Genomic DNA, 15473 nt, shown 5'->3' with positions numbered 1-15473 from the left:
GCGATAACACGTACTGAGGCGGGCCTCACCGCAGTCGACGGGGCGGACCTCACCGATTTCTGCTGCGTGTCGTGAGGGCCGCGGCAGCCGCAATCAACACTATGCCCACCGTTGTCGGGACGACACCGGCCCCCATTGAGGGGTCGGTCACCCGGGCCGCGGTGAGCGGCCACGACAGGAGGTATACCCCCACGACAACGGCCGAACCGAGCAGGAGTGCCACCGCCCTGGCAGGCCGGGCACGTGAGGCGACGATCACTGCGAGGACCACCGCGACGCCCAGCAGGACGCGTCCCCACACGTCGAGGTTCCACGGGAACTCCGCGAACGACGCCGGCGCGTATTCGTCGCCGCGTGCGTCGGTCCCGTGGAAGAGCGGCAGTCCCAGGCCCACGAACGCGGCGACCGCCCCGAGGCCACCGACCGCGAGGACCGCGATCGAGGTGGACGGCTCCTCGGACGTGTCGATCTCCTCGCGTTCTGCCGAACCGGCGAACCACGTCAGCACGCCGGTGACGCCGGCGGTGACGGCCGCACACCACAGCAGCGCCGCGCCGATTCCGGCGCCGATTCCGGGAACGTCGGTGGCGAGCACGACGGACTGCGACACCGCGGCGACGGAGAACGGGATCGTCACCCACAGCACTCCGACCGCGGGTCGGACAGTGGAGGCGAACTCCGACAGCAGCAGCCAGACGCAGCCGACGACGAGCACGAGGGCGGCGACGAGCACGACGCGGGTGGCGTAGATGTCGGGGCGCACGGCGTCGGTCGGGATGTCGAGGACGGGGAGCAGGGCCCCGGCGGCGGCCAGCAGGGCGGTGACGATTCCGGCGGTCCCGGCGGCCACGTGCCAGCGGGCGATTCGGGCGCGGGCCGCGGCGGCCTCGGCTCGCAGCGCCGCCTTGGCGACGCCCTTCGCGGACGGGGTGACGGCCCCCTTCTTCACCGGGCCGCCCTGAGCGGGCGCGGACGACGAGGGGGTGGCGAGCGTCTTCAGGATCCTGCTGTCGCGAGCCCGGTCGACCATCGGGATGCAGACGCCGACGAGCACGAGGACACCGGCGCCGACCGTGCCCCACACCGCGCCGGGCCCGGGATGGATCCGTTCGCCCGCGGCGAGTCCGGCCACCAGGCGGGTCCCGACGACGCCGAGCGCGGCCAGGCCGGCCCCGACGAGCGCGCCGGACGCGACGGGCGGCGAGATGGACGCCAGTGCGGAGGCGACCACGATCAGAACGGCCGCCGCCAGCAGCCCGGCACCTGCGGACGCGGCGAGATCGGACTCCACGACCGTCGGGACGAGAATGACCGGATCCTCGGACACGAAGGCGGGAGCGAACAGCGCGCCGACGAGCACGACGGCGGCGACCACCGCGACCGCGGACGGCAGGAACCCGACGCGGGCACCCGTCGCCCGTCCGACCTGTTCGGAGCTGCGCGCGTCGCCGTAACCGTCCATCAGCGATTCCCGGTGGACCGCGACCATGCCGAGGAGGCCCCCGAAAGCGATCAGCACGTGTCCGGCGAGGGCGGCGTACGCGCCGGACCCGGCGGCGAGTTCGGCCGCCGTCTCGGGCCGGAACAATTCGAGTCGATTGGCGTCGATGGCGTCCGTCCACAGCTGCGTGTCGAGCACGGCGGCGCCGACGGACACTGCACCGGCACCGGCGAGCAGCGCCCCCGCGATTGCGGTGCGGCGCGCGAGAACCGCGGGGACGGCCAGGACGGGTGCCGCGACGGCGAAGACGGCAGCCCACAGCGCGGCCGCGCCGATCGCGGACGGCGCGGCTGCCCCGTCGACCGAACGGACGGCATGCAGGACGGGCGCCGACGCCACCCCCACGCCCCCGACGAGACCCAGGACGACCGCGAACACGCACCCCCGGCGCGCACGGGCGGGATCGGGCTCGTCGACGGCCGACAGACCGGCGCCGCCGGACGAAGGAATACGTTCGGGCTCGGCCCTACGCCCGTCCGGGGATCGAGTTGATGACGCCACACGCCGACGCTAGCGCCAACCCCCTGTCTCCCCGGGGTTGTGACACGCGTGGGCAGGGGCGAGATTGAACCGAGACGAAAAGTGGGTTCGACGTTTCCCCAGCTCAGTTTGTGATGCCCGTCACATGTAGCCGTTCCTCCGCGTTACAGGTTGCGCGCATCGCAACCGTTTCGTTACCGTCGCCAGGGTCCAAGTCACAGGCAGGTCACGAGCAGGAGGACGGACGGGCGTATGCACCATCGCAGCCAGTTCACGGCCAGCCGTTTTGTGAGTCACCACGATGACGAGTTGCGGGGTCACAACGACGAAGTCGCGCCCACGTACCCCTCGAGGTCGGTCGAGCGTTATCCCGAGACCGATAGTTCTGAGATTTCCAGCATGTTCTTCCGCAATTCGCAGTCCCCACGCTCCACCCCCGACAGCGTCGACGCCGGCACCGGCTTCGAGACCGTCGACACCGAGTCCGAGATTCCCGGCTTCACCCCCCGCAGCGGTTCCGAGTCCTTCGAGGGCGCACCCTCCCACTCCCGCCGCGGAGCCCACCGCATCCCGACTCCCCCCTCAGCTCTCAAAGGTCGCGCCGCAGTCCTCGCAGTCGCAGCGGGCGCCGTAGTCGCCGCAGGCCAGGCCGCCGTCACCAGCGGATCGTCCAGCTCCTCCGACCACTCCGAGGTCGCCCTCGCCAGTGACGAGTCGAGCACCATCGGAACCACCGCCGAGCCGCAGGCCGCCCAGTTCTCCACGGTCGCCGACACCGCCGCGTCCGATTCGAACGCCCCGCAGGTCCTCAACATCGCGAACCCCACCGACCTGTCGCAGTTCAGCAACCTGCTCGCCAAGGGACAGCGTTTCAGCGAAGAGCGCGCCGCCCGCGAAGCCGCTGCCCGCCGCCCCCTGTTCGTCCTCCCCGCCGTGGGAACCTTCACCTCCAACTTCGGAAGCCGCTGGGGCACCCTGCACGCAGGCGTCGACATCGCCGCCCCCATCGGCACCCCCATCGTGGCCGTCGCCGACGGCGAGGTCATCGACTCGGGTCCGGCTTCCGGGTTCGGCATGTGGGTCCGCCTCAAGCACGCCGACGGCACCATCACCGTCTACGGCCACATCAACACCTCCACCGTCACCGTCGGTCAGAAGGTCATGGCGGGCGACCAGATCGCGACCGTCGGCAACCGCGGCTTCTCCACCGGCCCGCACCTGCACTTCGAGGTTCACCTCGCTGGCGAGAACAAGATCGATCCCCTCCCCTGGCTGGCCTCCCGCGGCATCAGCCTCGGCCCCGAGATGGACTGACCGAAACCTCTCGGCACCACCCGAACACACGACTGCGGCGCATGCATTGCATGCGCCGCAGTCGTCTTTTCGTGTCTCTACAGCTTGACCATCGGGACGCCACCGATCAGCATCAGCCGGACCTTGCCCGCGCTGCCGAAGTCGATGGTGACCGTCGCGGTCGGCCCGGCGCCCTTGGTCTCGAGGACCGTGCCGAGGCCGTACTTGTCGTGACTGACGCGGTCGCCGACCGTGAGCACCAGGTTGTTGTTGCGGGTGCGGGCGGCACCGAAGCTCGGCGTGCCTGCCGACCCGCCGCCGTAACCGGAACCGCCGCCGAAGCCCTGACCGCCGTATCCCGATCCACGCGCACGGCCACCGCCGATCGCACCACCGGAACCGATACCGGTGCCGGGGTCCTCACGACGCCAGTGCACGAGATCCGACGGGATCTCCTGCAGGAACCGCGACTCCGGGTTCTGGATGGGCTGGCCCCACGCCGACCGCATGACGGCCCGCGTCAGATACAGCCGCTGCCGGGCACGGGTGATGCCGACGTACGCGAGCCGGCGCTCCTCCGACAGTTCCGTGGGGTCGCCGAGCGCTCGCATGTGCGGGAACTGACCGTCTTCCCACCCGGTGACGAAGACGACGGGGAACTCGAGCCCCTTCGCGGTGTGCAGGGTCATCAGCGTGACGACGCCCTCGTCGTTGTCGGGCAGCTGATCGGAGTCCGCGACCAGGGACACTCGCTCGAGGAAAGCGGCGAGGGAACCGGGGTCCGGTTCGCCGTCGCGGGCGTCGACGTCGCCGTCCTCCGGCGGTTCCACGAGGCCGGCCGCGTTCCGCGCGTCGGAGCTGAACTCACGCGCCACGCTGACGAGCTCGTTGAGGTTGTCGAGGCGCGCCCCGTCCTGGGGGTCACTGCTCGCCGCGAGTTCGGCGCGGTATCCCGTCCGTTCCAGGACCGCCTCGACGACGTCGCCGATGTCGCCGAGCTGGTCGGGGACGACGTCGTCCGCAGTGGTCTCCGGTGGGAGCAGCACCCGCAGTCCGTCCATGAGCTCGAGGAACGACGCGATGGCCTTCTGGGAACGGGTGTTCAGCAGCGGTACGCGGCCCTCACCGCCGTCCCGCAGTGCCTCGGCGAAGCTGATGCCCCGCTGCTCGGAATGGACGGCCACGCACGCCTCGGCGCGGTCGCCGATGCCGCGGCGGGGTGTGTTGAGGATCCGGCGCAGGCTGACGGTGTCGTCCTCGTTCGCGAGGACACGGAGATACGCGACGATGTCGCGCACCTCCTTGCGCTCGTAGAATCGCACTCCGCCGACGACCTTGTACGGAACGCCGAGCCGGATGAAGATCTCCTCGAGGGCACGGGACGAATTGTTGGTGCGGTAGAACACGGCGACGTCGCCGAACTTGGCGTCGCCGGAATCGACGAGCTTGTCGATCTCGGACGCCACGAACGACGCCTCGTCGTGCTCGTTGTCCGCGACGTAGCCGGTGATGAGTTCACCCACGCCCGAATCGGTCCACAGCCGCTTCTCACGCCGGCCGGTGTTCTTCGAGATCACCGAGTTGGCCGCCGACAGGATGTTCTGGGTGGAGCGGTAGTTCTGCTCCAGCAGGATGGTGCGGGCGTCCGGGTAGTCGCGCTCGAACTCCTCGATGTTGCGGATCGTGGCGCCGCGGAACGCGTAGATCGACTGATCCGCGTCGCCCACCACGCACAGCTCGGCCGGGGCGAGCCGGTGGTCCGCGTCCTCGCCGTCCGCGGTTCCGCCGACCAGCTCGCGTACCAGCATGTACTGGGCGTGGTTCGTGTCCTGGTACTCGTCGACCAGCACGTGGCGGAACCGCCGGCGGTAGTACTCCGCCACCTGGGGGAACGCCTGCAGCATCGCGACCGTCTCGCCGATCAGGTCGTCGAAGTCCAGCGCGTTCGCCGAACGCAACCGCTGCTGGTAGTGCCCGTACACCTTGGCGATCAGCCGAGGCAGTTCCGCCGGATCCTTGTCGGCGTCGGCACTCGCCTGATCGGGATCGACGAGCTCGTTCTTGAGATTCGAGATGTGGGTGGCGAGCAGCCGAGCCGAGTAGCGCTTGGTGTCGATGTTCAGATCCTTGGCGATCATCGTCAGCAGTCGCCGCGAATCGTCCGCGTCGTAGATGGAGAAGTTCGAGTTGAGGCCGGGGAGCAGCGCCGCCTGGGCCCGCAGGATCCGCACGCAGCTCGAGTGGAACGTGGACACCCACATGCTGTTGGCCCTGGGGCCGACGAGGTGGGCGACGCGTTCCCGCATCTCCGCGGCAGCCTTGTTGGTGAACGTGATGGCCAGGATCTGACCGGGCATCACCCCCCGCTCGGCCAGCAGATATGCGATGCGGCGGGTGAGCACAGCCGTCTTGCCCGAGCCCGCACCCGCGACGATCAACAGCGGAGAACCGGCGTGCACGACCGCTTCCCGTTGCTGTGGGTTGAGGCCCTGGAGGAGCGCATCGGACCCTGCGCGCGCCGGTGCGGCGGCGTGCGGAGTCGACGTGGCGCTCAGGGGAGAAGCGGTGCCGGAGATAGTGTTCATCGTCTATCAAACTTACCGGCGTGTACCGACAGCGTCACAGCCGCTTGGCCTGCGCGGTACCGCCATGGCAAACTGGTACACATGTTCAGTCCGCCGTCGCGCCCCCTGTGGCGATTTTTTTACGGGTACCGGCCTCCGGTGCCCGTGAACTGAACAGCTCACGAGCCCCGAGGTCCGCACCGGATCCGGGGCTTTTTCGTCAAACGAGCCTGGATCGGTAACGACTCGAGCCAAAACAACGATCCAAGTTCTGACAAGAGGGAGACGAACCAATGAGCACTCAGACCGTCGCATCAGCCGCCAAGGAAACCGCTGTGCCCACCAGCGAGGCCGAGATCGAGGTTCTCCGCCAGGAGATCGACAAGCTCGACGCCGAGATTCTCGCCGCTATCAAGCGCCGCGCAGAGGTCTCGCAGCTCATCGGGCGCACCCGGATGGCGTCCGGCGGTCCCCGCCTCGTCCACAGTCGTGAGATGAAGGTGCTCGAGCGGTTCAACGAGCTCGGCCAGGAAGGCCACACACTCGCCATGCTGCTGCTGCGCCTCGGGCGCGGCCGCCTCGGTCACTGATTTCCCGAAGCGGCCCGCCCGTCCCCCGACGGCGGTCGCTACGGCTCGAGTGCCACGTACTTGGTCTCCAGGTACTCCTCGATGCCTTCACTGCCCCCTTCGCGCCCGAAGCCTGACGCTTTGACGCCGCCGAAGGGGGCAGCGGTGTCCGAGATGACTCCCCGGTTGATGCCGACCATGCCCGATTCGAGGGCGTCGGCCACACGGAGTGCACGGTCCAGATCCCGGGTGAAGATGTACGACGCCAGGCCGAACTCCGTGTCGTTGGCCGCGGCGATGCCCTCCTCCTCGGTGTCGAACCCGGCGATCGCGACCACCGGACCGAACACCTCCTCCTTCAGGATCCGAGCCTGCGCGGGGATCTCGTCCAGCACGGTCGCCGGGTAGAAGTAACCGGGACCTTCCGGTGCGACCCCGCCGAGCCGCACCCGGGCACCGGCGCCGACGGCGTCCTGCACCAGTTCCCCGACCTTCTCGAGTTGATCCGCATTGATCAGCGGGCCGAGCGTCGTGCCGGGATCCGTGCCGGGTCCGAGCGTGTACGAAGACAGCTTGTCGACGAGCTTCGCGGTGAACTCCTCCCGCACACTGTTGGCGACGTGGAAGCGATTGGCCGCGGTGCAGGCCTCGCCGCCGTTGCGCATCTTGGCGAGGACGGCGCCGGCCACCGCCTTGTCCACGTCGGCGTCGTCGAAGACCACGAACGGCGCGTTCCCACCGAGTTCCATGGACGTGCGCAGCAGCCCCTTCGCCGACTTCTCGACGAGCATCCGGCCGACCCCGGTCGAGCCGGTGAACGTGAGCTTCCGCAGCCGGGGGTCGTCGAGCAGCGGACCGGTCACCTCCCCCGACTTCGACGTCGGCAGCACGGACAGCACGCCCTTCGGGAGCCCCGCGTCGGCCATCACCTCGGCGAGCAGGAGCATCGTCAACGGAGTCTCCGAGGCAGGTTTGACGATCATCGTGCAGCCGGCGGCCAGTGCGGGACCGATCTTGCGGGTGCCCATCGCGAGCGGGAAGTTCCACGGTGTGATGGCCAGACACGGCCCGACGGGCTGCTTGGTCACCAGGATGCGTCCGTTCCCCGCGGGTGCCGGTGTGTAGCGGCCGGCGATACGCACGGCCTCCTCGCTGAACCACCGGAAGAACTCGGCGCCGTACTTGACCTCCGCCGCGCTCTCCGGCAGCGCCTTGCCCATCTCCAGGGTCATCAGCAGCGCGAAGTCGTCGGCCCGGGCCGTGATCTTCTCGAACACCGCGCGGAGCAGTTCCCCGCGCTCACGTGCCGGCGTCGCCGCCCACTCCCGCTGCACCGCGACCGCGGCGTCGAGCGCTTTCATCGCGTCGGCGGGGCTGGCGTCCGCGACCTCGGTGAGGGCGTCACCGGTGGCGGGGTCGAAAACGGTGAACGTGGCGCCGTTCTCGGCGTCACGCTTCTCGCCGCCGAGGAAGAGGGTTGTGGGAACGGTTCGCATGAGTTCGACAGCATCCATGACGTCCATCATGCGCCGCACCGAAGTTCGCACGGAAGTTTCGACGCGCGGGCATTAAGCTCAAATCTCGTGAGCTCAGACATCACCGGAACCGCTGCCTGGCAGAAATTGCGTGATCATCACGCTCAAATTCAGTCCGTCCATCTTCGAGAACTCTTCGAGAAGGACCCGGCACGCGGGCAGGAGCTCACCGTCACGGCCGGCGACCTGTACATCGACTACAGCAAGCACCGCATCGACCGCGACACCCTCGGGCTGCTCCTCGAACTGGCGCGCAGTGCCGACCTGGAGGCACGCCGGGACGCGATGTTCGCGGGCGAGCACATCAACACCTCCGAGGACCGCGCCGTCCTCCACACGGCGCTGAGGCTGCCCGCCGACGCGTCTCTCGTCGTCGACGGGCAGGACGTCGTGGCCGACGTCCACGAGGTCCTCGACCGCATGGGCGACTTCACCGATCGGGTGCGCTCCGGTGAATGGCGCGGCGCGACGGGCGAGCGAATCAAGACCGTCGTCAACATCGGTATCGGCGGATCGGATCTGGGTCCGGTGATGGTGTACCGCGCGCTGCGGCACTACGCCGACGCGGGCATCAGCGTCCGGTTCATCTCCAACGTCGACCCCGCCGACCTGGTGCGCAGCCTGCAGGGCCTCGACCCGGCCACCACCCTGTTCATCGTGGCGTCCAAGACGTTCTCGACGCTCGAGACGCTCACCAACGCCACCGCCGCGCGGCGGTGGCTGCTGGGCGGTCTCGGCCTCGGAAACGAGGCGGTCGCAAAGCATTTCGTCGCCGTCTCGACGCACGCCGATCGGGTGGCGGAGTTCGGAATCGACACGGCCAACATGTTCGGATTCTGGGATTGGGTGGGTGGCCGGTACTCGGTCGATTCCGCCATCGGGCTGTCGGTGATGGCGGCGATCGGCAAGGAGCGGTTCGCGGAGTTCCTCGCCGGCTTCCACGCCGTGGACGAACACTTCCGGACGGCGCCGCTCGAGGAGAACGCGCCGGTCCTGCTCGGCCTGATCGGCCTCTGGTACTCGAACTTCTTCGGCGCCGAATCCCGTGCCGTACTGCCGTATTCCAACGACCTCGTGCGGTTCGCGGCCTACCTGCAGCAGTTGACGATGGAATCGAACGGCAAGTCGGTGCGTGCCGACGGTACGCCCGTCCCCACGTCCACCGGTGAGATCTTCTGGGGCGAACCCGGCACCAACGGGCAGCACGCCTTTTACCAGCTCCTGCACCAGGGCACGCGGCTCGTCCCGTCCGATTTCATCGGTTTCGGCGAACCCACCGACGACCTGCCCACGGCGGACGGCACCGGCAGCATGCACGACCTGCTGATGAGCAACTTCTTCGCCCAGACGAAGGTCCTGGCGTTCGGCAAGACGGCCGAGGAGATCGCGGCCGAGGGAACGCCCGAACATCTGGTGCCGCACAAGGTCATGCCCGGCAACCGGCCGTCCACCACGATCCTCGCGCCCAAGCTCACCCCGTCGGTGATCGGACAGCTCATCGCCCTGTACGAGCACCAGGTGTTCGTCGAGGGCGTCGTGTGGGGCATCGACTCGTTCGACCAGTGGGGTGTCGAGCTCGGCAAGACGCAGGCCGTCGAGTTGCAGCCGGTGCTCACCGCGGCGGAAGAACCGGCCGCGCAAAGCGATTCGTCGACGGACAGCCTGGTGCGCTGGTACCGCCGTCAGCGCGGACGGGCCTGATTCACCAGCTCTCGGTGGTGTAGACCCGGCCCGAACGATCCACCAGCCGGGCGCGCAATTCGTGCTGTTCGATCCAGCGGATCGCACCGATGCCGCGGGCGAGGGCAGCGACGCTGGCCGCGTATGCCCAGAGCGCGTCGTCGGCGATCACCGACACGGTCTCCCACTCGGTGGCGGTGGGTGGTTCGGCAGCCGGGGGCGCGAAGGCCGTCGCCATCGCCGTCCCGTTCACCAGTTCGACCTCGCCGTCGCCGGGCACCGGGATCTGCCAACCGCCGGCGGGACAGTGCCCGGCCGTCGCGACGACGTCGCCGATACGCACGGCGGCCCCGCACTCGAGTTGCCGGGCCACCAGTTCCGCCGCCCGGTCCACCGTGTCGGCCTTGGCGGTGTCGGTGATGTCGAACGAGGCGCCCCACGGCGCGAACACGACGTCGTCGTCGATCTGGACGTCGAGGAAGCTGGGTGCCGGGTGCACGGTGGGGATCAGGTCCCCGTCGGGGGATTCGGTGGCGAGCGGGTTCACCACCCCGTCGGTCATCCGGGCGGCCCAGAGCGCCGACCGCAGCAGTGCGGACATCCGCCGGCTGACCTTCACCGGCGCGCCCTGCGAGAGGTTGACGGCGTGGATCTCGGCGTCGCCGCGGTGGATGTCGCAGACCGATTCGGTCTCGTCGATGACGGCCGCGATCAGCGCTGCAGCCTCGGGTAGGGCGGCGCCTTCGGTGACGTCGACTTCCACGACGGAACCCCACACCTTCCATTTCTCGACGCTAACCATGGCGTTCTCCGTGTGCGGTCCGTACAGCGCTGCACTTCCAGTATGCGCCGGCTGTCCAGAGGTCGGCGTCCTGCGCCCACCTCGACCGGACGTACACTTCGCTGGTGAGCGCCCGATTGAGCGTCGTCGACGAGATGTTCCTGCGCACCCATCGGGGGTGGGGAACGCCGATCGTGATGCAGGGACTGTGGCGTACCGACGGGGAGGTGAACGCCTCGACCCTCGATGCCCTGAGCGCAGACTTCGCCCGCGGACCGCTGGGCAAACGGGTGGTGCGTCCGCGGATTCCCGGCGCGCGGCCCCGGTTCGAGCCGAGTATCGACGCCTTTCCCGTCGAGGACGCGGAGATCGAGGCCGGGGCGGTCCTCGCGTGGGCCGACGAGCACGGCTCGTTGTCGGTGGACCCCGAGCGGGGTCCCGCCTGGCGTCTGGCGTGCGCACGACCGGCCGGCGGGGGCACGGTGCTGTCGCTGGTGTGTTCGCACGTGATCGCGGATGCGCGCGGACTGGCGGCCGCCATCGCGGCGGCGCTGCAGGGACTGCCCCCGTCGGATCCGGGAGGTGCGGAAGGCGCTGTCGCGGACATGTGGGACGCCACCCGGCTCGCCCGCCGCGTGACCGAGGGAACCGCGCGTGCGGTCGCCGGTCTCGTGGTGAGCGGGGCCCGTCGCGGGGAACTCCGGCGCTTCCTGCACGTGAGCGGCAAAGCGTCCCCCGGCACACTTTGCCACTCACCTGTGTCGGCGGTGCTGGACGTGGACGCCGAGCGGTGGGACGCCGCCGCGGAGCAGGCAGGCGGAAGGCCGAACAGCCTGTTCCTGGCCGTGGTGGCCGAGTTGGCGCGGCGGGACGGCGAAACCCGCCCGCTCACGATCAGTGTGCCGATGGACCTGCGGGGCGCGGCCACCTCGTCGGGTACCGCGAACTCCGTCGCCATGGTCGAGGTGAACGTCCACCCGCAGGACACCGTCGCGGATGTGCGGGCCGCGAGCCGCGCGGCGTTCTCCGCGCCCGCGATGACGAGCCCGGCCGGGTTCCCGGAGGAAATGCTGCAACTGGTCCCCGACCGGGTGGCGCACGCCCTCACGGGCAACCCCGGCGAACGGGACGTGCTGTGTTCGAACATCGGACCGCTACCCGAGGCCCTCGTCTCGATCGGCGGTCACCGCGCCACCGGCATCGCCACCCGGGCCGTGCATCCGGGTGTCGTGACCAGCCGCACCCGGCTGTCCGCCTATCTCAGCCGATTCGGCGGCAGCTACACCCTCGCGCTCGAGTCGCTGGACAGTCCGGAACGCGCGGAACTCCGGGAGCGGGCGACGACCGTCCTCGCCCGGCACGGTCTCGATGCCCGCGGCTGGTGAGTCAGGACTCGGACGCGGGTTCGGCGTAGGGCAGACGCGCCGACTGCGGATCGCCGTAGGTGATCGCCCGCTCCCGGCGCGTTCGCGACGCCAGCGTGACGGCCCAGTTGAGCAGGGTGCCGAGCCGGTTACGGTACCCGGCGAGAAACGCGATGTGGATGGCGCCCCACGACACCCAGCCCAGGAACCCGGACATCCGGATCGGGCCCGCCTGGAGCAGCGCGTGCCTGCGGGCGATGTACGCCGCGCTCCCCAGGTCGCGGTACTTGAAGGGTTTGCGGTCGGGCGTTCCCCCCGTGACTGTGCGGGCGATGCACCCACCGACGTGCCTGCCGCCCTGCATCGCGACCTCGGCCACGCCGGGGAGGTCGTTCAGCGACATCAGGTCGCCGATCACCCAGACGTTGGGGTGTCCGGGCACGGTGAGGTCGGGTTCGACGGCGATGCGCCCGCCTTGAATCTGCTTCACGCCCAGTGCATTCGCGAGAGCTTCCGCGAACGGCACGGCCTCGACGCCTGCGGTCCAGAGGATCGTGCGAGCCCCGTAGCGCTTCTTGGTGCGCGCGGCGTTCTTGGCCGTCGTCTCGATGCTGGTCTCGCAGACGTCGGTGACGTGCACACCGAGGTGCGTTTCGACGCCGATCTTGTCGAGGGTCCGCTGCGCCGCCGCGGACAGTTTCCGATTGAACGACGGGAGAACGCGGTCGCCGCCGTGGAACAGCAGGACCCGGGCCTCGCAGGGGTCGATGGACTGGAACTCGTGGGCGAGAGCGTGCACGGCGAGTTCCCGGATCTGGCCCGCCAGCTCGACCCCGGTGGGCCCACCGCCCGCGACGGCGAAGGTCAGCCACGGCCTGCGTTCCTCCGCAGTGGGCAGCGATTCGGCCATCTCGAAGGCGCAGATCAGCTTCCGGCGAATGGCGAGCGCGTCGTCGAGGGTCTTCATCCCCGGCGCCCATTGGATGTACTCGTCGTGCCCGTGGTACGTCTGTCGCATGCCCGCCGCGACGATCAGGTAGTCGTAGGGCAGGTCGAACGTGGATCCGTCGAAGCGACTGGCGGTCAGGACCCTGCTGACGGCGTCGATCGCGTGCGCCTCCCCGAGGGCGACGTGCACGTTGCGGTTGCCGCGCAGCAGGTGCCGCAGCGGGCTGCTGATCTCGCCCTCGGACAGCAACCCCGTCGCGCATTGATAGAGCAGCGGCTGGAAGAGGTGGCTGGTTCCCCGGTCGAGCAGGGTGACGTCCACGTCGACGTCGCGGAGCCGCCGGGCGGCGTGGATTCCGCCGAACCCTCCCCCGACGATGACGACACGCGGCCTCGAACGCTGCAGGCCGAGGGACGAGGATTCCTGGGCGGTCGTCATAGGTCAGTCCTACACGAACCGGGATGTCCATGCATGAGGAAGGAATCTCAATGCGAGGTCGATTCCTCGCCATGTGATTCCGGGCAGCGCAGCGCGGTTCGTCTCCTTCTCGATGGCCGCGACCATCGCATCGACGCCGTCGTCGAGGGTGGCCGTCATCTTGGCACTGTCGCCGGCCCTGCCCGACATGTCGGTGGCGATGTACCCGGGCAGCAGCGTGGTCACCACGATCGGGCTCTTCGCCAGCTCCGCGGTGAGCGCCTCACCGAGGGCCGACACTCCCGCCTTGCTCGCCGAGTACGCCGCCTTCGGGCCGGGCAGACCACGATCGGCACTGATCGAGGACACGAGCACCAGGTGCCCGGCGTTCTGTTCGCGGAAGATGCCGAGCGCCGCCTCGCACTGCGACAGGGCACCGACGAAGTTGGTGCGGGCGGTGGCGAGATTGGCGTCGGCCCGGCCCGTTCCGATCCGGGCCCCTTTGCCGAGTCCGGCGTTGACGACGACGCGGTCGAGCCCGCCCAGCTCGTCGCGCAGTTCGCCGAAGACCCGGATCACCGCGTCGTGGTCGGTGACGTCGAGTTCACGGACGGCGACGGTGATCCCGGGATGCGCCGCCCGCAACTCGTCACGCACGGACTCGAGCCGCTCGACGCGTCGCGCACACAGAGCGAGGTCTCGTCCCTGGGCGGCAAACCGGCGAGCCATCTCCTCGCCGAGTCCCGAGCTGGCACCGGTGATCAGAATCTTCTGCCGTGTCATTCCGCCACACTATCTACCCGCGGGTAACAACGCGAGAGGCCCGCCGGAACCTCTGACATCCAGCACCGACCGGCTTACGGTTACAGGTATGACTGACTCTGGGAGCGGCGCGGAAGAGTTCGATGTCATCGTGATCGGAGGCGGCCCCGCCGGTGAGAACGCGGCGAGTTACGCCATCGCGGGCAGCGACCGCACCGCGGCGCTGATCGAACACGAACTCGTCGGCGGGGAATGCTCGTACTGGGCGTGCATGCCCAGCAAGGCACTGTTGCGTCCCGGTGAGGTCCTCGGGGCGGCGCGCAACATGCCCGGAGTGTCGGCCGGGCCGCTCGACGTGGACGCCGTGCTGGCGCGACGCGACTCGTTCACCAGCAACCACGACGACTCCTCGCAGGTGATGTGGGCCGACTCGCAGGGAATCGACGTCATCCGCGGATCGGCACGCATCACCGGGGACCGCACGGTGACGGTCGGCGATTCCCGTCAGCTGCGCGCCCGGCACGCCGTCGTGGTCGCCACCGGGACGACCGCCGCGGTCCCCGACACCCCCGGCCTGCGGGCGTCGTTGCCGTGGATCTCGCGGGACGCCACCAACCTGAGAGAGATTCCGCGCCGGGTCGCCGTGATCGGCGGCGGCGTCGTGGCATGTGAGAGCGCGACGTGGCTACTGGACCTCGGCGTCGAGGAACTGACGATGGTGGTGCGCGGCCGGGCGCTGCTCCCCAAGAACGAGCCGTTCGCCGGTGAGCGGGTGGCCCGCTCGCTGGAGAAGAAGGGTGCGCGGATCCTGTTCGGCGCGGACCTTCGCGGCGTCGAGCGAGCCGACGCCCGGGACACGGGGATCGGCCGCATCCACGGTGGTCCGGTGACGCTGGACGTGGCGGGACAGGATCCGCTCGTCGTCGACGAAGTCGTCGTCGCGACCGGGCGCACTCCGGCCACGTCGGCGCTCGGCCTCGACGCGCGACTGCTGAACTCCCACGGATTCCTCACCACGGACGACCACCTGACGACGGCGGACGAATGGTTGTACGCCGTCGGCGACGCCAACGGCCGCGCGTTGCTCACTCATATGGGCAAGTACCAGGCCCGCGTCTGCGGCGACGTGATCGCCGCCCGCGCCGAGGGCAGGCCGCTGGAGGGGGCCCGGTTCCGGGCGACCGCCGACCACGGCCAGGTTCCCCAGGTGGTGTTCGCCGACCCGGAGGTCTCGGCCGTCGGGATCACCGAGAAGGAGGCACGCGGCGCCGGCGTGGACGTGGAGACCGTCGAGGTCGACATCGCCGTCGCCGGCTCGTCACTGGCGCGCGACGATTTCAGTGGTCACGCCAAGCTCGTGATCGACCGGGCCACCGACACCCTGGTCGGGGCGACGTTCGCTGGCACGGACGTCGGCGAGCTCATCCATGCCGCCACCATCGCGCTGGTCGGGAAGGTGCCGCTGGACACGCTGTGGCACGCGGTCCCGTCGTACCCGACCGTGAGCGAGGTGTGGCTGCGGCTGCTGGAGGCGCGGAGCTGAGCCGTGTGGAGCGCCGCCGGCGGACCTGAACGCCC

At 69.5% G+C, this 15473-nt stretch carries 11 protein-coding genes; 5 read left to right on the top strand and 6 right to left on the bottom strand.

Features of this window, described 5'->3' with window-relative positions; genetic code table 11:
* Nucleotides 1–49: 49 nt before the first annotated feature.
* Nucleotides 50–2002, bottom strand: coding sequence for a hypothetical protein (locus PSR88_RS28325; protein WP_016883523.1), 1953 nt, complete (start codon nt 2000–2002; stop codon nt 50–52).
* A 231-nt stretch (nt 2003–2233) separates the two neighbouring features.
* On the opposite strand from PSR88_RS28325, the gene PSR88_RS28320 reads away from it, so the two are divergent.
* On the top strand, nt 2234–3295 hold the full coding sequence (locus PSR88_RS28320) for a M23 family metallopeptidase (RefSeq protein ID WP_009478835.1): 1062 nt from the start codon (nt 2234–2236) through the stop codon (nt 3293–3295).
* 77 nt (nt 3296–3372) lie between these two features.
* Here the strand turns inward: PSR88_RS28320 and pcrA are convergent, their stop codons facing one another.
* Complete coding sequence (gene pcrA / locus PSR88_RS28315; RefSeq protein WP_016883524.1) at nt 3373–5859, bottom strand: DNA helicase PcrA; 2487 nt, start codon at nt 5857–5859, stop codon at nt 3373–3375.
* Nucleotides 5860–6131: 272 nt separating this feature from the next.
* Between pcrA and PSR88_RS28310 the strand changes: the two genes are divergently transcribed.
* Nucleotides 6132–6428: a chorismate mutase gene (locus tag PSR88_RS28310; protein ID WP_005238528.1), complete on the top strand. Its 297-nt coding sequence runs from the start codon at nt 6132–6134 to the stop codon at nt 6426–6428.
* Between the two features lie 38 nt (nt 6429–6466).
* On the opposite strand, the gene PSR88_RS28305 is transcribed toward PSR88_RS28310, so the two are convergent.
* Nucleotides 6467–7921: an NAD-dependent succinate-semialdehyde dehydrogenase gene (locus PSR88_RS28305; RefSeq protein ID WP_029539525.1), complete on the bottom strand. Its 1455-nt coding sequence runs from the start codon at nt 7919–7921 to the stop codon at nt 6467–6469.
* 69 nt (nt 7922–7990) lie between these two features.
* On the opposite strand from PSR88_RS28305, the gene pgi reads away from it, so the two are divergent.
* The gene (pgi, locus tag PSR88_RS28300; RefSeq protein ID WP_011597733.1) at nt 7991–9643 is read left to right on the top strand and encodes a glucose-6-phosphate isomerase; all 1653 of its coding nucleotides are present in this window, start codon (nt 7991–7993) and stop codon (nt 9641–9643) included.
* A 1-nt stretch (nt 9644) separates the two neighbouring features.
* Here the strand turns inward: pgi and PSR88_RS28295 are convergent, their stop codons facing one another.
* Nucleotides 9645–10424: an FAD:protein FMN transferase gene (locus PSR88_RS28295; RefSeq protein ID WP_016883526.1), complete on the bottom strand. Its 780-nt coding sequence runs from the start codon at nt 10422–10424 to the stop codon at nt 9645–9647.
* A gap of 104 nt (nt 10425–10528) precedes the next feature.
* On the opposite strand from PSR88_RS28295, the gene PSR88_RS28290 reads away from it, so the two are divergent.
* Nucleotides 10529–11788, top strand: a complete 1260-nt coding sequence (locus tag PSR88_RS28290; protein WP_016883527.1) for a hypothetical protein — start codon at nt 10529–10531, stop codon at nt 11786–11788.
* Nucleotide 11789: 1 nt separating this feature from the next.
* Here PSR88_RS28290 and PSR88_RS28285 read toward each other — a convergent pair whose 3' ends face one another.
* Complete coding sequence (locus PSR88_RS28285) at nt 11790–13154, bottom strand: NAD(P)/FAD-dependent oxidoreductase (protein ID WP_016883528.1); 1365 nt, start codon at nt 13152–13154, stop codon at nt 11790–11792.
* Between the two features lie 9 nt (nt 13155–13163).
* Nucleotides 13164–13916 carry an SDR family oxidoreductase gene (locus PSR88_RS28280; RefSeq protein WP_009478827.1) on the bottom strand — a complete coding sequence of 251 codons (753 nt, stop codon included), beginning with the start codon at nt 13914–13916 and terminating at the stop codon, nt 13164–13166.
* Between the two features lie 88 nt (nt 13917–14004).
* Here PSR88_RS28280 and PSR88_RS28275 point away from each other — a divergent pair, with 88 nt between their 5' ends.
* Nucleotides 14005–15438 (top strand): dihydrolipoyl dehydrogenase family protein, encoded by a 1434-nt coding sequence (locus PSR88_RS28275; protein ID WP_016883529.1) that lies wholly within the window; start codon nt 14005–14007, stop codon nt 15436–15438.
* Nucleotides 15439–15473: the final 35 nt, after the last annotated feature.

The sequence above is a fragment of the Rhodococcus sp. DK176 genome, assembly GCF_038447315.2.
GTDB classification, from domain to species: domain Bacteria; phylum Actinomycetota; class Actinomycetes; order Mycobacteriales; family Mycobacteriaceae; genus Rhodococcus_F; species Rhodococcus_F jostii_A.
The sequence above is the reverse complement of the archived record's forward strand: the minus strand, read 5'-3'. Positions and strand labels throughout refer to the sequence as shown.